General features: G+C 42.0%; 13 protein-coding genes. 9 read left to right on the forward strand and 4 right to left on the reverse strand.

Annotation, left to right across the window (positions count from 1 at the left end; translation table 11 throughout):
* The first annotated feature begins 195 nt into the window (after positions 1 to 195).
* From tgt to HC175_RS14945, 9 genes are all read left to right on the forward strand, one after another.
* A complete protein-coding gene (gene tgt, locus HC175_RS14905) occupies positions 196 to 1,326 on the forward strand; it encodes a tRNA guanosine(34) transglycosylase Tgt (protein ID WP_168139291.1) in 1,131 nt (376 codons plus the stop codon).
* A gap of 1 nt (position 1,327) precedes the next feature.
* Positions 1,328 to 2,404 carry an LptF/LptG family permease gene (locus HC175_RS14910; RefSeq protein ID WP_168139292.1) on the forward strand — a complete coding sequence of 359 codons (1,077 nt, stop codon included), beginning with the start codon at positions 1,328 to 1,330 and terminating at the stop codon, positions 2,402 to 2,404.
* A complete protein-coding gene (locus tag HC175_RS14915) occupies positions 2,391 to 3,314 on the forward strand; it encodes a DMT family transporter (RefSeq protein WP_168139293.1) in 924 nt (307 codons plus the stop codon). The genes HC175_RS14910 and HC175_RS14915 overlap by 14 nt, the downstream gene beginning before the upstream one ends.
* A gap of 46 nt (positions 3,315 to 3,360) precedes the next feature.
* Entirely contained in the window at positions 3,361 to 4,314 is a 954-nt protein-coding gene (locus HC175_RS14920; protein ID WP_168139294.1) for an acetyl-CoA carboxylase carboxyltransferase subunit alpha, read from the forward strand.
* A 167-nt stretch (positions 4,315 to 4,481) separates the two neighbouring features.
* Positions 4,482 to 6,035: a replicative DNA helicase gene (gene dnaB, locus HC175_RS14925; protein WP_168139295.1), complete on the forward strand. Its 1,554-nt coding sequence runs from the start codon at positions 4,482 to 4,484 to the stop codon at positions 6,033 to 6,035.
* Positions 6,036 to 6,108: 73 nt separating this feature from the next.
* Positions 6,109 to 7,362: an asparagine synthetase B gene (locus HC175_RS14930; protein ID WP_317172309.1), complete on the forward strand. Its 1,254-nt coding sequence runs from the start codon at positions 6,109 to 6,111 to the stop codon at positions 7,360 to 7,362.
* A 27-nt stretch (positions 7,363 to 7,389) separates the two neighbouring features.
* On the forward strand, positions 7,390 to 8,505 hold the full coding sequence (locus tag HC175_RS14935; RefSeq protein ID WP_168139296.1) for an AI-2E family transporter: 1,116 nt from the start codon (positions 7,390 to 7,392) through the stop codon (positions 8,503 to 8,505).
* 44 nt (positions 8,506 to 8,549) lie between these two features.
* A complete protein-coding gene (locus tag HC175_RS14940; RefSeq protein WP_168139297.1) occupies positions 8,550 to 9,377 on the forward strand; it encodes an amidohydrolase family protein in 828 nt (275 codons plus the stop codon).
* Positions 9,378 to 9,398: 21 nt separating this feature from the next.
* Positions 9,399 to 9,839, forward strand: coding sequence for a secondary thiamine-phosphate synthase enzyme YjbQ (locus tag HC175_RS14945; protein ID WP_168139298.1), 441 nt, complete (start codon positions 9,399 to 9,401; stop codon positions 9,837 to 9,839).
* 194 nt (positions 9,840 to 10,033) lie between these two features.
* Here the strand turns inward: HC175_RS14945 and rplT are convergent, their stop codons facing one another.
* The 4 genes from rplT to thrS all read right to left on the reverse strand — a co-directional run bounded on the left by rplT (position 10,034) and on the right by thrS (position 13,305).
* Entirely contained in the window at positions 10,034 to 10,378 is a 345-nt protein-coding gene (gene rplT, locus HC175_RS14950) for a 50S ribosomal protein L20 (RefSeq protein WP_168139299.1), read from the reverse strand.
* A gap of 135 nt (positions 10,379 to 10,513) precedes the next feature.
* Positions 10,514 to 10,711 carry a 50S ribosomal protein L35 gene (gene rpmI, locus HC175_RS14955; protein ID WP_029033297.1) on the reverse strand — a complete coding sequence of 66 codons (198 nt, stop codon included), beginning with the start codon at positions 10,709 to 10,711 and terminating at the stop codon, positions 10,514 to 10,516.
* A gap of 67 nt (positions 10,712 to 10,778) precedes the next feature.
* Positions 10,779 to 11,300 carry a translation initiation factor IF-3 gene (gene infC / locus HC175_RS14960; protein WP_317172311.1) on the reverse strand — a complete coding sequence of 174 codons (522 nt, stop codon included), beginning with the start codon at positions 11,298 to 11,300 and terminating at the stop codon, positions 10,779 to 10,781.
* Positions 11,301 to 11,358: 58 nt separating this feature from the next.
* Positions 11,359 to 13,305 (reverse strand): threonine--tRNA ligase, encoded by a 1,947-nt coding sequence (gene thrS / locus HC175_RS14965; protein ID WP_168139300.1) that lies wholly within the window; start codon positions 13,303 to 13,305, stop codon positions 11,359 to 11,361.
* Between the last annotated feature and the right edge of the window lie 1,359 nt (positions 13,306 to 14,664).

Raw genomic sequence — 14,664 nt, forward strand, 5'->3', positions numbered from 1 at the left:
GCCACTTTCATAATCATTCACAATTTGTCTTTTGAACTCATCGGAAAACTTCCGATGTTTACTGAGTAATCGAATATTTGACTTCATATAAGTTGATTTTGTGGTCAACCTATATCAGGGACGTACAAACTGCCTACTGATCACTGCTTACTGAACACCTAAAAAAAACTATCTTTGCGCCCATTAAAATTGCCTATGAAATTTGAATTAGCAGTGACCGATCCCGGCAGCAGTGCTCGTGCCGGAGTAATAACTACAGACCATGGCACCATAGAAACACCCATTTTTATGCCTGTGGGAACTGTTGCATCGGTCAAAGGGATTAGTCAGAAGGACCTGAAAGAGCAGGTAAACCCCGATATTATTCTTGGAAATACTTACCATCTTTATTTGAGGCCTCAAACAGAGATCCTCAAGAAGGCTGGCGGTCTTCATAAATTTATGAACTGGGATCGCAATATCCTTACCGATAGTGGTGGATACCAGGTATATTCCCTTTCTGAAAGAAGAAAGATCAAGGAAGAAGGGGTGCGGTTTAAATCTCATATTGATGGTTCCTATCACAACTTCACACCCGAGAACGTGATGGAGATTCAGCGGGCGATAGGGGCCGATATCATCATGGCTTTCGATGAATGTACGCCTTACCCGTGCGACTACAGGTATGCAAAGAACTCCATGCACCGCACTCACAGGTGGCTGGACAGGTGTATCACTCATTTTGAAAAAACTCCCCCGCTTTACGGGTATTCCCAGTCGCTTTTTCCAATAGTTCAGGGGAGTACTTTTAAGGACCTGAGAGAACAATCTGCCGAATATATTGCAGCAGCAGGAGCAGAGGGTAATGCCATCGGCGGACTTTCAGTAGGAGAACCGGCAGAAGAGATGTACGCCATGACCGAAGTGGTCACCAATATTCTTCCGAAGGAAAAGCCACGTTACCTCATGGGTGTTGGTACTCCAATAAATATCCTGGAAAATATAGCCCTGGGAGTAGATATGTTTGATTGCGTAATGCCTACCAGAAACGCGAGGAACGGAATGCTTTTTACAGCTCATGGCACTATTAATATAAAGAATAAAAAGTGGGAAGATGATTTCTCTCCAATAGATGAGTCAGGCGCTACTTATGTAGATACCTACTACTCCAAGGCTTATGTGAGGCATCTTTTTACAGTGAACGAAATGCTTGGTAAGCAAATCGCCACCATGCACAATTTAGGGTTTTACCTCTGGTTGGTTCGTGAAGCGAGAAAACATATCTTAGCAGGTGATTTCGCAACCTGGAAGAACATGATGGTTAAGCAAATGGATAAACGTCTGTAATTTGAAGATCCTCGACTGGTATATTTTAAAGCGCTACCTGGGAACATTTCTTCTCATGTTGTTGCTCTTTGTTCCCATTGGGATCACTATCAATCTTGCAGAGAAGATAGATAAGATCCTTGAGAATGAAGTCCCCTTCCTGGAGGTGGTAAATTACTATGTTGACTTTACCATTTATTTCTCGAACCTGCTATTCCCACTGTTTCTCTTTCTTTCGGTGATCTGGTTTACCTCTAAACTGGCACAGAATACCGAAATAATTGCATTTTTGAGTAGCGGGGTGTCCTTTTGGCGTTTTTTGCGCCCATACATCATAGGTTCTACTATAGTGTGTATTATGGCTTTGGGAATGGGTATGTACCTTGCTCCAAGCGCCAGTAAGGGGTTTAATGAATTTAAGTACACTTACCTCAAAAGAGGAGCTGAAGTCCAGGAGACCAGTGATGTCTACAGGCAGATCAATGACAAGGAATACATTTATGCATCTCACTTCCAGCCACGCACCAACTCGGCCCGAAATTTCACCTTGGAACATTTTGAAGGCAACAAACTGCAGTTCAAAATAAGTGCTTCCAGATTAAAGCTGAATGAGGGAGATTCTACCTACACCCTTACCAATTACACCAAAAGGATCATTGGAGAGGATGGAGATGAAATCTTGACCGAAATAAGTAAGGACACAGTGCTGCCCTTCGAATTTGAAGACCTGACGCCTGTGTCTTATATGGCAGAAACTTTGAATTACAATGAGCTCGAAGAGTTTATAGAGCAGGAAAAGCGACGTGGATCTGGAAATATCAACAGGTATAAAGTTGTAGCCTACAAGCGGTGGAGTTTGCCGGTTTCGGCATATATTCTTACAATAATTGCTGTTGCTGTTTCTTCCATGAAAAGACGAGGAGGTATGGGAGTGAACCTTGCCTTAGGGATCACGCTTGCCTTTGTCTTTATCTTCATGGATAAGGTTTTTGGTACCATTGCCGAACAGAGTACTTTTTCTCCCTTACTGGCGGTATGGTTTCCCAACATTTTCTTCGGAATTTTAGCGATCTACCTGCTCTGGAATGCCAAACGATAAAGTAAAAAGTTATCTCCATTTTCACGTTATCGTGTTCATCTGGGGATTCACAGCGGTATTGGGTGCTTTGATCACTCTAGATGCGGTTCCCCTGGTCTGGTATCGAATGCTTTTAGCCAGTGCTTTCATATTTCTCTGGATCAAGTGGAAGAGAAAAAAATTGCGTCTCGCACCCAAACGAGTTTTGGTAATGCTCATTGCAGGTGTCATAATCGCGGCTCACTGGCTAACCTTTTTTGGTGCGATAAAGGTTTCCAACGTCTCCATCACCTTGGCGCTGCTTTCTACGGGAGCCTTCTTTACGTCAATTCTCGAACCTGTTTTTTATAAGCGGAAGGTGATTTGGTACGAAATATTTTTTGGGCTGATAGTTATTTTTGGCCTGTATATCATTTTCCAGGTGGAGACGGAATACATTGCTGGAATTCTCCTCGCATTACTTTCTGCATTTTTATCGGCTGTATTCTCTTTGATCAACGGGAAACTGGCAAAAAAGGAAGATGCTGCAGTTATTTCTTTTTATGAGCTCTTGACGGGTACAGGTGCTATAAGTATCTATTTGCTGGTGATCACCTTCTTCGGAAGCAGTTCCTCAGGCTTTAGTGGTGATTTTTTTAGCCTCTCATCTGCAGACTGGGGTTATCTGTTTCTTCTGGCTTCTGTGTGTACTGCATATGCATTCATAGCTTCAGTAGCAGTGATGCGTCATTTAAGTCCCTACACCATCATGCTTACTATAAATCTGGAGCCCGTTTACGGAATTCTCCTTGCGTTCTGGGTCTTTGGGAGTGAAGAAGCCATGACACCAGAATTCTATATGGGGGCAGGGATAATAATAAGTACCGTCATCCTCAATGGCTTTTTAAAGACCAGGAGAAAAATTAAAAAACAACCGGAAGCTAGCTTTTAAGTTTCTTATATTTGTAAGCTAATTTTAAACAAACCCATAACTCATTATGGAATACTTAGACTTTGAATTACCTATTAAGGAGTTGGAAGAGCAGTACCAGAAGGCTTGTGCCATTGGTGAGGAAAGTGAGGTCGATGTTACGGCTACCTGCCGACAAATTGAAAAACGGCTGAACGAGACTAAAAAAGAAATTTATAAGAATCTTACGGCATGGCAAAGAGTACAGTTGTCTCGCCATCCAAACCGTCCATATACATTAGATTATATCAATGCAATTTGCGGGGATACTTTCCTGGAACTTCACGGGGACAGGAACGTGAAGGACGATAAGGCCATGATAGGTGGCCTCGGAAAGATTGGTGATCAAAGCTATATGTTTGTTGGGCAGCAAAAAGGATATAATACCAAGACCCGGCAATACAGGAATTTTGGGATGGCAAATCCTGAAGGATACCGCAAGGCGCTAAGGCTAATGAAGTCTGCCGAGAAATTCGGAATTCCTGTTGTAACCTTTGTGGATACTCCGGGAGCATATCCGGGGCTTGAGGCCGAGGAAAGGGGACAGGGGGAAGCCATTGCGCGTAATATTCTCGAAATGACCCGCCTAAAAGTGCCTATTATTGTCGTGATCATTGGAGAAGGCGCCAGTGGTGGTGCACTGGGAATAGGAGTAGGAGATAAAGTGCTCATGTTGGAAAATACCTGGTACTCGGTGATCTCTCCAGAGTCATGTTCTTCTATTCTTTGGAGAAGCTGGGAATATAAGGAAAAAGCAGCCGAAGCTTTAAAGCTTACCGCAAAAGACATGAAAAAGCAAAGGCTAATTGACGAGATCGTAAAGGAGCCATTGGGTGGAGCGCATAGTAACAGAGAGATGACTTTCGAAACTGTAAAAAATGCGATAAGTGATGCCTATAATGAGTTTAAAAACTTATCACCAGTAGATCTGGTGAAAAAGCGAATGGAAAAATATTCAGAAATGGGAGTCTTTAAAGGCTAATCTCTTTAAACATAAGAAGGAAAAAAATCCGGAGGGTACAACTCCGGATTTTTTTGGCCTTATCAACAAAATAATAAAGTTTTCAACAGTTAAAATGTTCATAAACTGTGAACTAAGTGAACCGCTTCACAGCTATGATCTAAATTCAATTTTTCTACTTTCGTAACATGGAAAAAGCCAAAGCCCCCCAAAATCTTAATTACAACTCTGGAAATGTCATAAATCTGGAGAAAGGCAAAATTCCACCTCAAGCCGTTGATTTAGAGGAAGTTGTGCTTGGCGCAATGATGATCGATAAAAGAGGTGTTGACGAAATTATAGACATTTTACATCCCGATGTTTTTTATAAATCTGCTCATCAGCATATTTTTGAAGCTATCTTTAAACTGTTCGAGAATTCGGAGCCTGTCGACTTATTAACGGTTTCCAATCAATTGAGGAAAGATCAGAAGCTGGAGCAGGTGGGAGGTGATTTTTACCTGGTTCAGCTCACTCAAAAAGTATCTTCTTCGGCACATATTGAATTCCACGCCAGGATCATTCTTCAGAAATATATACAAAGGAGCCTCATTAAGATCTCAAATGAGATCATTGAAGAGTCCTACGATGAATCAACCGATGTTTTTGACCTTTTAGACACCGCAGAATCCAAGCTTTATGAAGTAACCCAGGGGAATATCAAAAGATCTTCTGAGACCGCTCAGGATCTTGTGATGCAGGCTAAGAAGAAGATCCAGGAGATCTCTAATAAATCGGGTCTTTCGGGAATTCCATCAGGTTTTGAAAAGCTCGATAAACTTACTTCTGGCTGGCAACCCAGTGACCTTATTATTGTTGCTGCACGTCCAGGTATGGGGAAAACGGCTTTGACCCTCTCTATGGCGCGAAACATTTCAGTAGGGCAAAATATTCCTGTGGCATTCTTTTCCCTGGAAATGTCTTCTGTACAGTTGATCACGCGTTTGATCTCTTCTGAAACCGGACTTTCTTCAGAAAAATTACGTACCGGTAATTTGGAGAAGCACGAGTGGGAGCAACTTAACGTGAAAGTAAAAGGCCTCGAAAAGGCGCCGTTGTTCATTGATGATACCCCATCGCTTTCCATTTTTGACCTTAGGGCTAAAGCGAGAAGACTCGCTTCCCAGCATGGCATCAGGTTGATCGTGATCGATTACCTTCAGCTAATGACAGCCGGTGGTAGCCAAAAAGGCGGAAACCGTGAACAGGAGATCTCCACGATCTCGAGAAACTTAAAGGCTCTGGCCAAAGAATTGAATGTGCCTGTAATTGCGCTTTCTCAGCTTTCTCGAGCGGTAGAAACAAGAGGGGGTTCAAAAAGGCCACTTTTGAGTGACCTTCGGGAATCTGGAGCCATTGAGCAGGATGCCGATATCGTTTCCTTCATCTATCGCCCCGAATATTATAAGATCGAAGAATGGGATGATGAAGAACGCTCCCCTACAGATGGGCAGGCAGAGTTCATTGTCGCCAAGCACAGGAATGGTGGATTGGAGAATATTCGATTGAAATTCGTTGGTCATTTAGGTAAATTCGATAACTTAGATGACTTTGATTCCCCTTCTGAATTCCATTCCAAAATGAATGATCAGGATACAGGGGATTTTGGCTTCAATACGGGCCATTTTCCAAGTGCAGACGAAGCCTTCGGAAGCTCAATGAATGATGATTTTAATGATGACGACAGCGACGTGCCTTTCTAATTTTTTCCTGAATTTCCTGAACTTGTTCAGAAAAATTATAATCTTATTGAGAATTAATAAAGCCGGAAAAGCCATGTTCTTTTCCGGCTTTCTCTTTTTAGTGTTTTCCCTGCCGGCCATGGCTTCTCAAATTCTTATTCCCATGGATGCCGAGAGTCAGCGCAATCATTTAAAAGCTTATGGCATTACTTACTGGGTACTTGAGAAGGATGTTAAAGTGCAGTGGTTGCTTAACTACAGGGGAGGATCCTTTCTTTTGCCCGACTCTGAGGAGATACGCCGGGAATGCCAGATCCGCGGAGTTTCCTTTGAGGTAATTAGTGATCAGAAAACAGATTCTCTTCTGGAGGAGATCTCCAGTCCCTCAAAAAATATGGAAGCTGTACTTCTGGAAAAGGCACCGAAAATTGCGGTTTATTCACCCGAAGGAAATAAGCCCTGGGACGATGCGGTTACTATGGTCCTTACCTATGCCGAGATTCCTTACGAAACCATATATGACGAGGAAGTTTTAAATGACGCTTTGTTGCTATTCGACTGGCTGCATTTGCACCACGAAGATTTTACAGGACAGTATGGCAAATTTTATCGCAGTTATCGAACTGCGCCATGGTACATTGAAGATAAAAAACAGGCTGAGACGCTTGCTCAAAGACTTGGTTATGACAAGGTCTCTGATGAAAAACTTGCCGTGGCTCTAAAAATAAGAGATTACGTCATTGGAGGTGGATTCATGTTTGCGATGTGCAGCGCTACCGATAGCTTTGATATCGCACTGGCTGCTGAAGGAGTAGATATCGCAGAACCTATGTTTGATGGAGATCCCAGTGATGCCGATTATCAAAAGAAATTAAATTTCGAGAACAGTTTCGCTTTTGAGAATTTTATTCTTGAAAGAAATCCCATGATATATGAATTTTCGTCCATTGATATGACCAGCAAGCGCCAGGTGCCAATGGATGTTGACTATTTTACTCTCATGGAATATTCTGCAAAGTGGGATCCTATTCCTACCATGCTTACGCAGAATCATACTATGCTAGTAAAGGGCTTCATGGGTCAAACCACCGCTTATGACGCTTCTACAATTAAGCCTACTGTGTTAGTAATGGGCGAAAGCAAGATCAATGGAGAGGCGAGATATATTCACGGAATTAAAGGCAACGGTTTTTTCACCTTTTACGGAGGTCATGATCCAGAAGATTATCAACACATGGTTGGAGATCCTAAAACAGAGCTTGAACTGCATCCTACTTCTCCCGGATATCGCCTTATTCTGAACAATGTGCTCTTTCCCGCTGCAAAAAAACAGAAACAGAAAACCTAGAAAAGTAATTCCTATATTTACTTGTCTATGGAAAGAGCAAATAATTTCAACAGAAGGATAACCAGTACTATTTTTATTGCCTTGCTGATGCTTTCAGCATTTGCACTACTCATTTTCCATTATAATTTTTTCCTGTTGGTTTTTGCCGGAGTCTTTTTTTCGGTCCTGCTAAATTTCGCTTCCAGCTGGATAGTAACCAGAACACCAATTAAATATGGTTTGGCCCTGTTCCTGGTACTTCTTTTTATTGCTGTAATTCTGTATTTGATCATCATCCTAATTGGTCCATCCATGATGGAACAGGTACGGGAAATGAGCGACACGTTACCTCGGTCCTTACAGAATCTAAGAAGCAGGATCATGGAAACTTCTCTGGGCCGTAATGTATTCGATGAGCTTCCAACAGATCTAGGTGCCTTACTGGAGAACAGGGAGCAAATAATGTCCAGGATAGTAGGTTCCTTTTCAACCACTATTGGGGCTATAGCCAATTTCTTTATCATTATCGTTACAGGAATCTTCCTCGCCTCCAGTCCTAAAATCTATACCAGCAATTTCATCAGGTTATTTCCAGTACATTTTCGTCCGAGGTTAAGAGAGGTGATGGATAAAACCCAATATTCTCTTAGCCTTTGGATGGTTGCCAAATTGATTTCCATGCTGGTAGTGGGTGTTTTTACTGCAATAGGACTGGAATTTCTGGGAATGCCCATGCCATATGCGCTGGCATTATTAGCCGCTTTATTTTCGTTCATTCCAAATATCGGACCTTACCTGGCACTGGCGCCCGCTGTATTGATCGCTCTAATGCAAGGGGGCAATATGTACATTTATGTATTGATCCTGTATTTTAGTATTCAAATAGTAGAAAGTTATTTGATCACTCCAATGATCGAAAAGAAAATGGTGCGGCTTCCCCCTGCACTCACGCTTTTTTGGATGGTTTTGCTTGGTGTGCTTACAGGAGTCCTCGGCTTGATACTCGCAACGCCAATTCTCGCAGCACTTATCGTAATTATAGCCGAGTTGTATGTCAAAGATTTTTTGGAAGGCAGCAGCAGAAATGAAGAGGCAGAAAATTTTAGTAGAATTTCTACAGGACCTGGAACTTCGGAAAGCATACAGGATCAAACTGACTCATAGTTGCTCCAGTTCCGGCAGCAGCAAGTACCACTGAAAAGAAGAAAATGAGAATAGATTCCCACCAGCATTTTTGGAAATATGATCCTGCGATTCACTCCTGGATCCCTGATGAAATGTCTGTACTTCGGAAAGATTTTCAACCTCAGGATCTACAACCCGTTCTCAAGAAAAATGATATTTCGGGTTGTGTTCTGGTTCAGGCAGAGCAATCGGAGACCGAGACAGTGCGGTTACTCAAATGGGCGAAGGCACATAGTTTTATCAAGGGAGTAGTGGGATGGATAGATCTGGAATCTTCAGATGCGGGATCCCGTTTAAAATATTTCAGCAAGAATTCATTTTTTAAAGGCGTGCGTCATACGGTGTGGGATGAAAAAGGGGAATTCATGACCAATCCAGATTTCCAGAGAGGGGTAGGCTTGTTGGCGCATCTGGGTTTAACTTTTGATATTCTGGTTTTCGATTATCAGCTTGCAGCAGCTGTAGATCTGGTAAAAGCCTTTCCGAGGCAGAAGTTTGTGCTGGACCATCTCGGAAAACCGGAAATTAACGGAGCTCCCGGTGAAGATTGGGCCAATAATATAGCTCAGCTGGGAGAATGCCCCAATGTTTGGTGTAAACTTTCGGGTCTTGTAACCGCTGCTCCAGGTCTGCAATGGCAGGCTGAAGATGTTTCCTCTTATCTACAGGTGGTGACACATGCCTTTGGGCCTCATCGCATCATGTTTGGTTCAGATTGGCCTGTGTGTCTTTCGGCAGCCAGCTTTGAAGAAGTTTTGCACCTGGCGGAAGAATTCTTTAAAAATTTCTCCAAGGAAGAAAAGGATAAAATCTTCGGGAGTAATGCGATAGAATTTTATAATTTAAAATAGCTTATCAATAAGGTCTCAAAAATGGGGGAATTCAACTACATTTTTCAGAAGGAAATAAAGCTCAGCGCTCGGGCACGAGGTTTTCATTTAATTACTGCAGAGATCATGGAGCAGCTGCCTCAACTTAAAGAGGTAGCAACGGGCATGCTGCACGTATTTATAAAACATACTTCTGCCGGACTCACTATTAACGAGAATGCCGATCCCACGGTGAGGGAAGATTTCGAAAGCCACTTCAATGAAATGGTACCAGAGAATCAGCCATATTATAAGCATACATTCGAAGGGAGTGATGACATGCCGGCACATATTAAAGCGGCATTACTGGGAAATAGCGTTCAGATTCCCGTTACCAATGGAAAATTGAATCTGGGAACATGGCAGGGCCTTTATTTAGGAGAGCACCGGGACCATGGAGGGAGCAGGAAATTAGTCCTGACGGTGTATGGAGAGAAGAAATAGAATTCTTTGTCCCTTCGACGAAGGAGGAATCTCTTTAATTCAATTAGTGCTACTGGGTTTTTGTAGACTCTGCCGGAAAAGAGATTTTTCCCTCCGCTATCGCTCGTTCAGAATGACAGAGGGATTGGAAGTATTGAGCATAAAAAAATCCCGCTCTTTCGAACGGGATCTTATAAGTGAGATAACAGTTTAATTTATTTTACTTTTTTGACGATAGCTTCAAACGCATCTGGGTGGTTCATCGCTAAATCTGCAAGAACCTTACGGTTCAATTCGATTCCTGCTGCTTTTACTTGCCCCATAAACTGCGAATAAGACATTCCGTGCATACGAGCTCCTGCGTTGATACGCATGATCCATAGAGAACGGAAATTTCTTTTCTTGGTCTTACGGTCTCTGTAAGCATATAACATTGCTTTGTCAACCGCGTTTTTCGCTACTGTCCAAACGTTCTTACGACGTCCAAAGTAACCTTTTGCTTGCTTAAGAACCTTTTTTCTTCTGGCTCTCTTTGCAACTGAATTTACTGATCTTGGCATATTTTTAAATTTTTTTGTAGCAGGCGGTCATTTTCGACACTTTCAACTTTCAGTTCTAAAATCTAACTTTTAAATTCTTACTTCGAGTTGCCTGGCTCCAGGGTTATTAAATTTGGTAAACCATCAAAGGTTCAATTACAACAAACGTAATTGAAGTTTGATATTTTTCTCATCGGCCTCATGTACCAAAGTACTGTGGGTCAATGCTAGCTTTTGTTTTTTAGTCTTCTTTGTTAAGATGTGACTTTTAAACGCATGCTTTCTTTTGATCTTTCCGGTACCGGTAAGCTTAAAACGCTTCTTGGCACTGGATTTTGTTTTCATTTTAGGCATTCTGTCCTTCTTTTTAATTATCTCACTTATTATTGTAGATCATGCAGCTCAAACGAAGTGCAGGATTTTATTTCGATTTAGACTTTTTAGGAGAAATGAACATCGTCATTCGCTTCCCTTCAAGTTTTGGCATTTGTTCTACTTTCCCAAGTTCCTCAAGGTCGGTAGCTAAACGCAGCAAAAGGATCTCTCCCTGTTCCTTAAAAACAATAGAACGTCCTTTAAAGAATACGAAGGCTTTTAATTTAGCCCCATCTTTTAAGAATTTCTCTGCATTTCTTTTCTTAAACTCATAGTCGTGATCGTCTGTATTAGGACCAAAACGTATCTCTTTAACAACCACCTGGGTTGCTTTGGCCTTTAATGCCTTGTCACGCTTCTTTTGTTCATAGAGAAACTTTTTATAGTCCATGACTTTAGCAACGGGAGGATTGGCGTTAGGAGATATCTCTACCAGGTCCAGCTCCTGCTCTTCGGCAATGGCTAATGCTTTACGGGTTGGGTATACACCCATTTCCACGTTGTCGCCTACAAGGCGAACTTCCTCCGCACGGATCTTTCCGTTAATTCTGTGCGGATCTTCTTTGATTTCTCTAAGAGGTCTTTTGGTTCTTTTTCTACGTATTGCTATGGCTCAAAAATTTTGGTTAAACTTCAAATGCTTTTAAAGTACTATCTACTTCTTTCTTTATTAATTGGGCAAATTCTTCAACAGTCATACTGCCAAGATCGCCTTCCCCGTGTTTACGTACAGAAACCGTTCCGTTTTCGGCTTCCTGTTCCCCTACGATCAACATATATGGGATCTTGCTTACTTCTGCTTCCCTAATCTTCTTTCCAATAGTTTCACTTCGGTTGTCTGCAAGGGCGCGAATTTCGTCATTTTCCAGCAAAGTTAAAACTTTTTGACTGTATTTTTCGTATTTCTCACTGAGAGAGAGAATAATAGCCTGCTCTGGCATCAGCCACAGTGGAAAATTCCCTGCAGTGTGCTCTAAAAGTATAGCTACAAAACGTTCCATGCTGCCAAAAGGAGCGCGGTGTATCATCACCGGGCGATGCATTTCGTTGTCACTTCCTTTATAGGTAAGGTTGAATCTTTCAGGTAGGTTATAGTCCACCTGAATCGTTCCTAACTGCCATTGTCTTCCAAGTGCATCCTTTACCATGAAATCCAGTTTCGGACCATAAAAGGCTGCTTCTCCGGTTTCGATCACATAATTAAGACCCTTTTCTTTCGCAGCATTTATAATAGCATTCTCTGCCTTCTCCCAGTTTTCGTCAGATCCTATGTATTTTGTTTTATTCTCTGGATCTCTTAATGACACCTGCGCAGTAAAATTTTCAAAACCAAGAGAATTGAAAACATATAAGGTAAGGTCGATCACCTTTTTAAATTCAGAGTCCAATTGATCTGGTGTACAGAAAATATGTGCATCATCCTGCGTAAAGCCACGAACACGGGTAAGACCATGTAACTCCCCGCTCTGTTCGTAACGATATACAGTTCCAAATTCCGCGAAGCGCTTCGGAAGATCCTTGTAGCTCCAGTGACCGTTATTGTAGATCTCACAGTGGTGAGGGCAGTTCATGGGCTTCAGCAAAAATTCTTCTCCTTCATTAGGAGTTTTGATCGGCTGAAAGCTGTCCTCCCCGTATTTTTCATAGTGACCCGAAGTCACATATAATTCCTTATGACCAATATGTGGTGTAACCACCATTTCGTATCCTGCTCTTTTCTGTGCTTTTTTCAGGAAATTTTCCAGGCGCTCTCTTAAAGCTGCTCCCTTCGGAAGCCACAAGGGTAGTCCCTGTCCCACTTTTTGAGAAAAAGTGAAAAGTTCGAGTTCCTTTCCAAGTTTCCTGTGGTCTCTCTTTTTCGCTTCCTCTAAAAGCTCAAGATACTCCTTAAGATCTTTCTGCTTCGGAAATGAGATCCCGTATACTCTTGTCAACTGCGGATTCTTCTCATTACCTCTCCAGTATGCTCCGGCAACGCTCATCACTTTAACAGCTTTGATAAGACCGGTGTTTGGCAGGTGTCCGCCGCGGCAAAGATCTGTGAAGGTGTCATGATCACAAAAAGTAATGGTTCCGTCCTCGAGGTTTTCGATCAGTTCAACTTTGAATGGATTATTTTCACGTTGATAATAACCAAGAGCTTCTTCTTTTGGAACAGAACGCATCTTGAAGTCGTGTTTACCGCGGGCTATTTCCAGCATTCGGTCCTCGATCTTTTTAAAATCACTATCAGAGATCTTTTGCTCTCCAAAATCTACATCATAATAGAAACCGTTTTCAATAGCCGGCCCAATGGTAAGTTTCGCTCCGGGATAAAGATCCTGAATAGCCTGCGCCATCACGTGGGAGGAAGAGTGCCAAAAAGCCTTTTTTCCCTCCTCATCATTCCAGGTGTATAAAGTCAGGCTGCCATCAGTATTAAGAGGAGTGGTCGTTTCTACCACGGTATCATTGAACTTTGCCGAAATCACATTGCGGGCCAGGCCTTCGCTAATGCTCTTTGCTACCTCCAATGGGGTAGTGCCGTTTTCAAACTCTTTAATACTGCCGTCGGGCAACGTAATCTTTATCATAAAACTTTAATTAAGGCTGCAAAGATAACAGGTTATGCTTTGCTTTACAATACTATTATATATATGACTGTTGATTTTTTGGGCGTTTCCCCACCGTAGCCTCTGGCGTAGGTGGGGTCGGGCTATTCGCTGCAATCTTTTTGTTCGTCCCTCTCAAAAAGGATTTCCGCTGCTATCCCTAACGCGGGTAAACGTCTTCGATTCATCATTATGTAATAGGATTGGATATTGCGTTTTCTGATAAGACCCCGACGGGGTCTCATGTTTATTAACCCGGATAACTTGATGAATCCAAGCCCAACGGCATCGAACCTTCCGGAGTCTCACCTCTCAAAAATGCCATTTTTAGGACCACTTACGTTAATGTGTGTGTCTTTGGGTTTAAAGGAGCCACCTAGTAACGGGACTGTGGCAAAATTGCACCTCCTACTCGTAATTGATCTATACACTATATATAGACACATCACGAACCTATAATCGTGGAGGGGTTATAACAGGAGTGGAGTAAATCCATGCCCCGGAAGGGATCCTGTATTTATAACTCCTGAAATCTCTCATCCGCACGTCCCCGATATAGGTTGGCCACTAAAATCAACTTATATGAAATCAAACATTCGTTTGTAAAAAAACACATTGACGTTTTTCCTTTCAATAAAGCTGGTAACGTCAAACTCTAACTTCTAACTTCGTAGATCTAACTTTTTTGCCGCCTCTCAAAAATGTCATTTTGAGCACCTTAAGTTTAGGGGTGTCAAAAATGTCAAAAAAACCTTAAATTATTTTTTCATAAAGCTTGCCAGAGTGAAATTCGGTTGTATATTTGCAGCCGCTTTGAGAGAGAGTGACAGTGTAGGGGAAGCAATAGCTGAGCCTTTATGTAGCAAGACTTCGAAGCAAATAAGTTCTCTGAAATATTTTTGAATTTTAGCTTGGATGATAAGACAAATTGATTTTATCTTTGCATCCCCGCAGGATCTCCGAAGCTTTAGCGAGGGGGTGCTTTTAGAAACAGCTTTAGGGTTGTGGAGGAAAGTAAAAAAGTTCTCTGAAAAAGTTTTTAGAATTGGGAGTAAAGGTTGTAAGTTTGCCTCCCGATTTTTGACAAAGACATTTCGGAGCTGCTTTTAAAAGCAAAAGAAAAAAAAATAATTTTTTCTTGCTGAATTAAAAAAGTGTTGTACATTTGCAGCCGCTTTGAGAGAGAGCAAAAGTTCATAGAAAATATAAAAAGGAATCCCGGGTAGGGCACAGGTAGAAAAGGTTCAACTCCTTTTATTTCACAAGAAACGACTCCTGGAATACGGAAAAGTTTCTCCCCTTTTTTTAAGGGGAGATGTCCGCAGGACAGAGGGGTCGGAG

The sequence above is a fragment of the Salinimicrobium oceani genome (assembly GCF_012037645.1).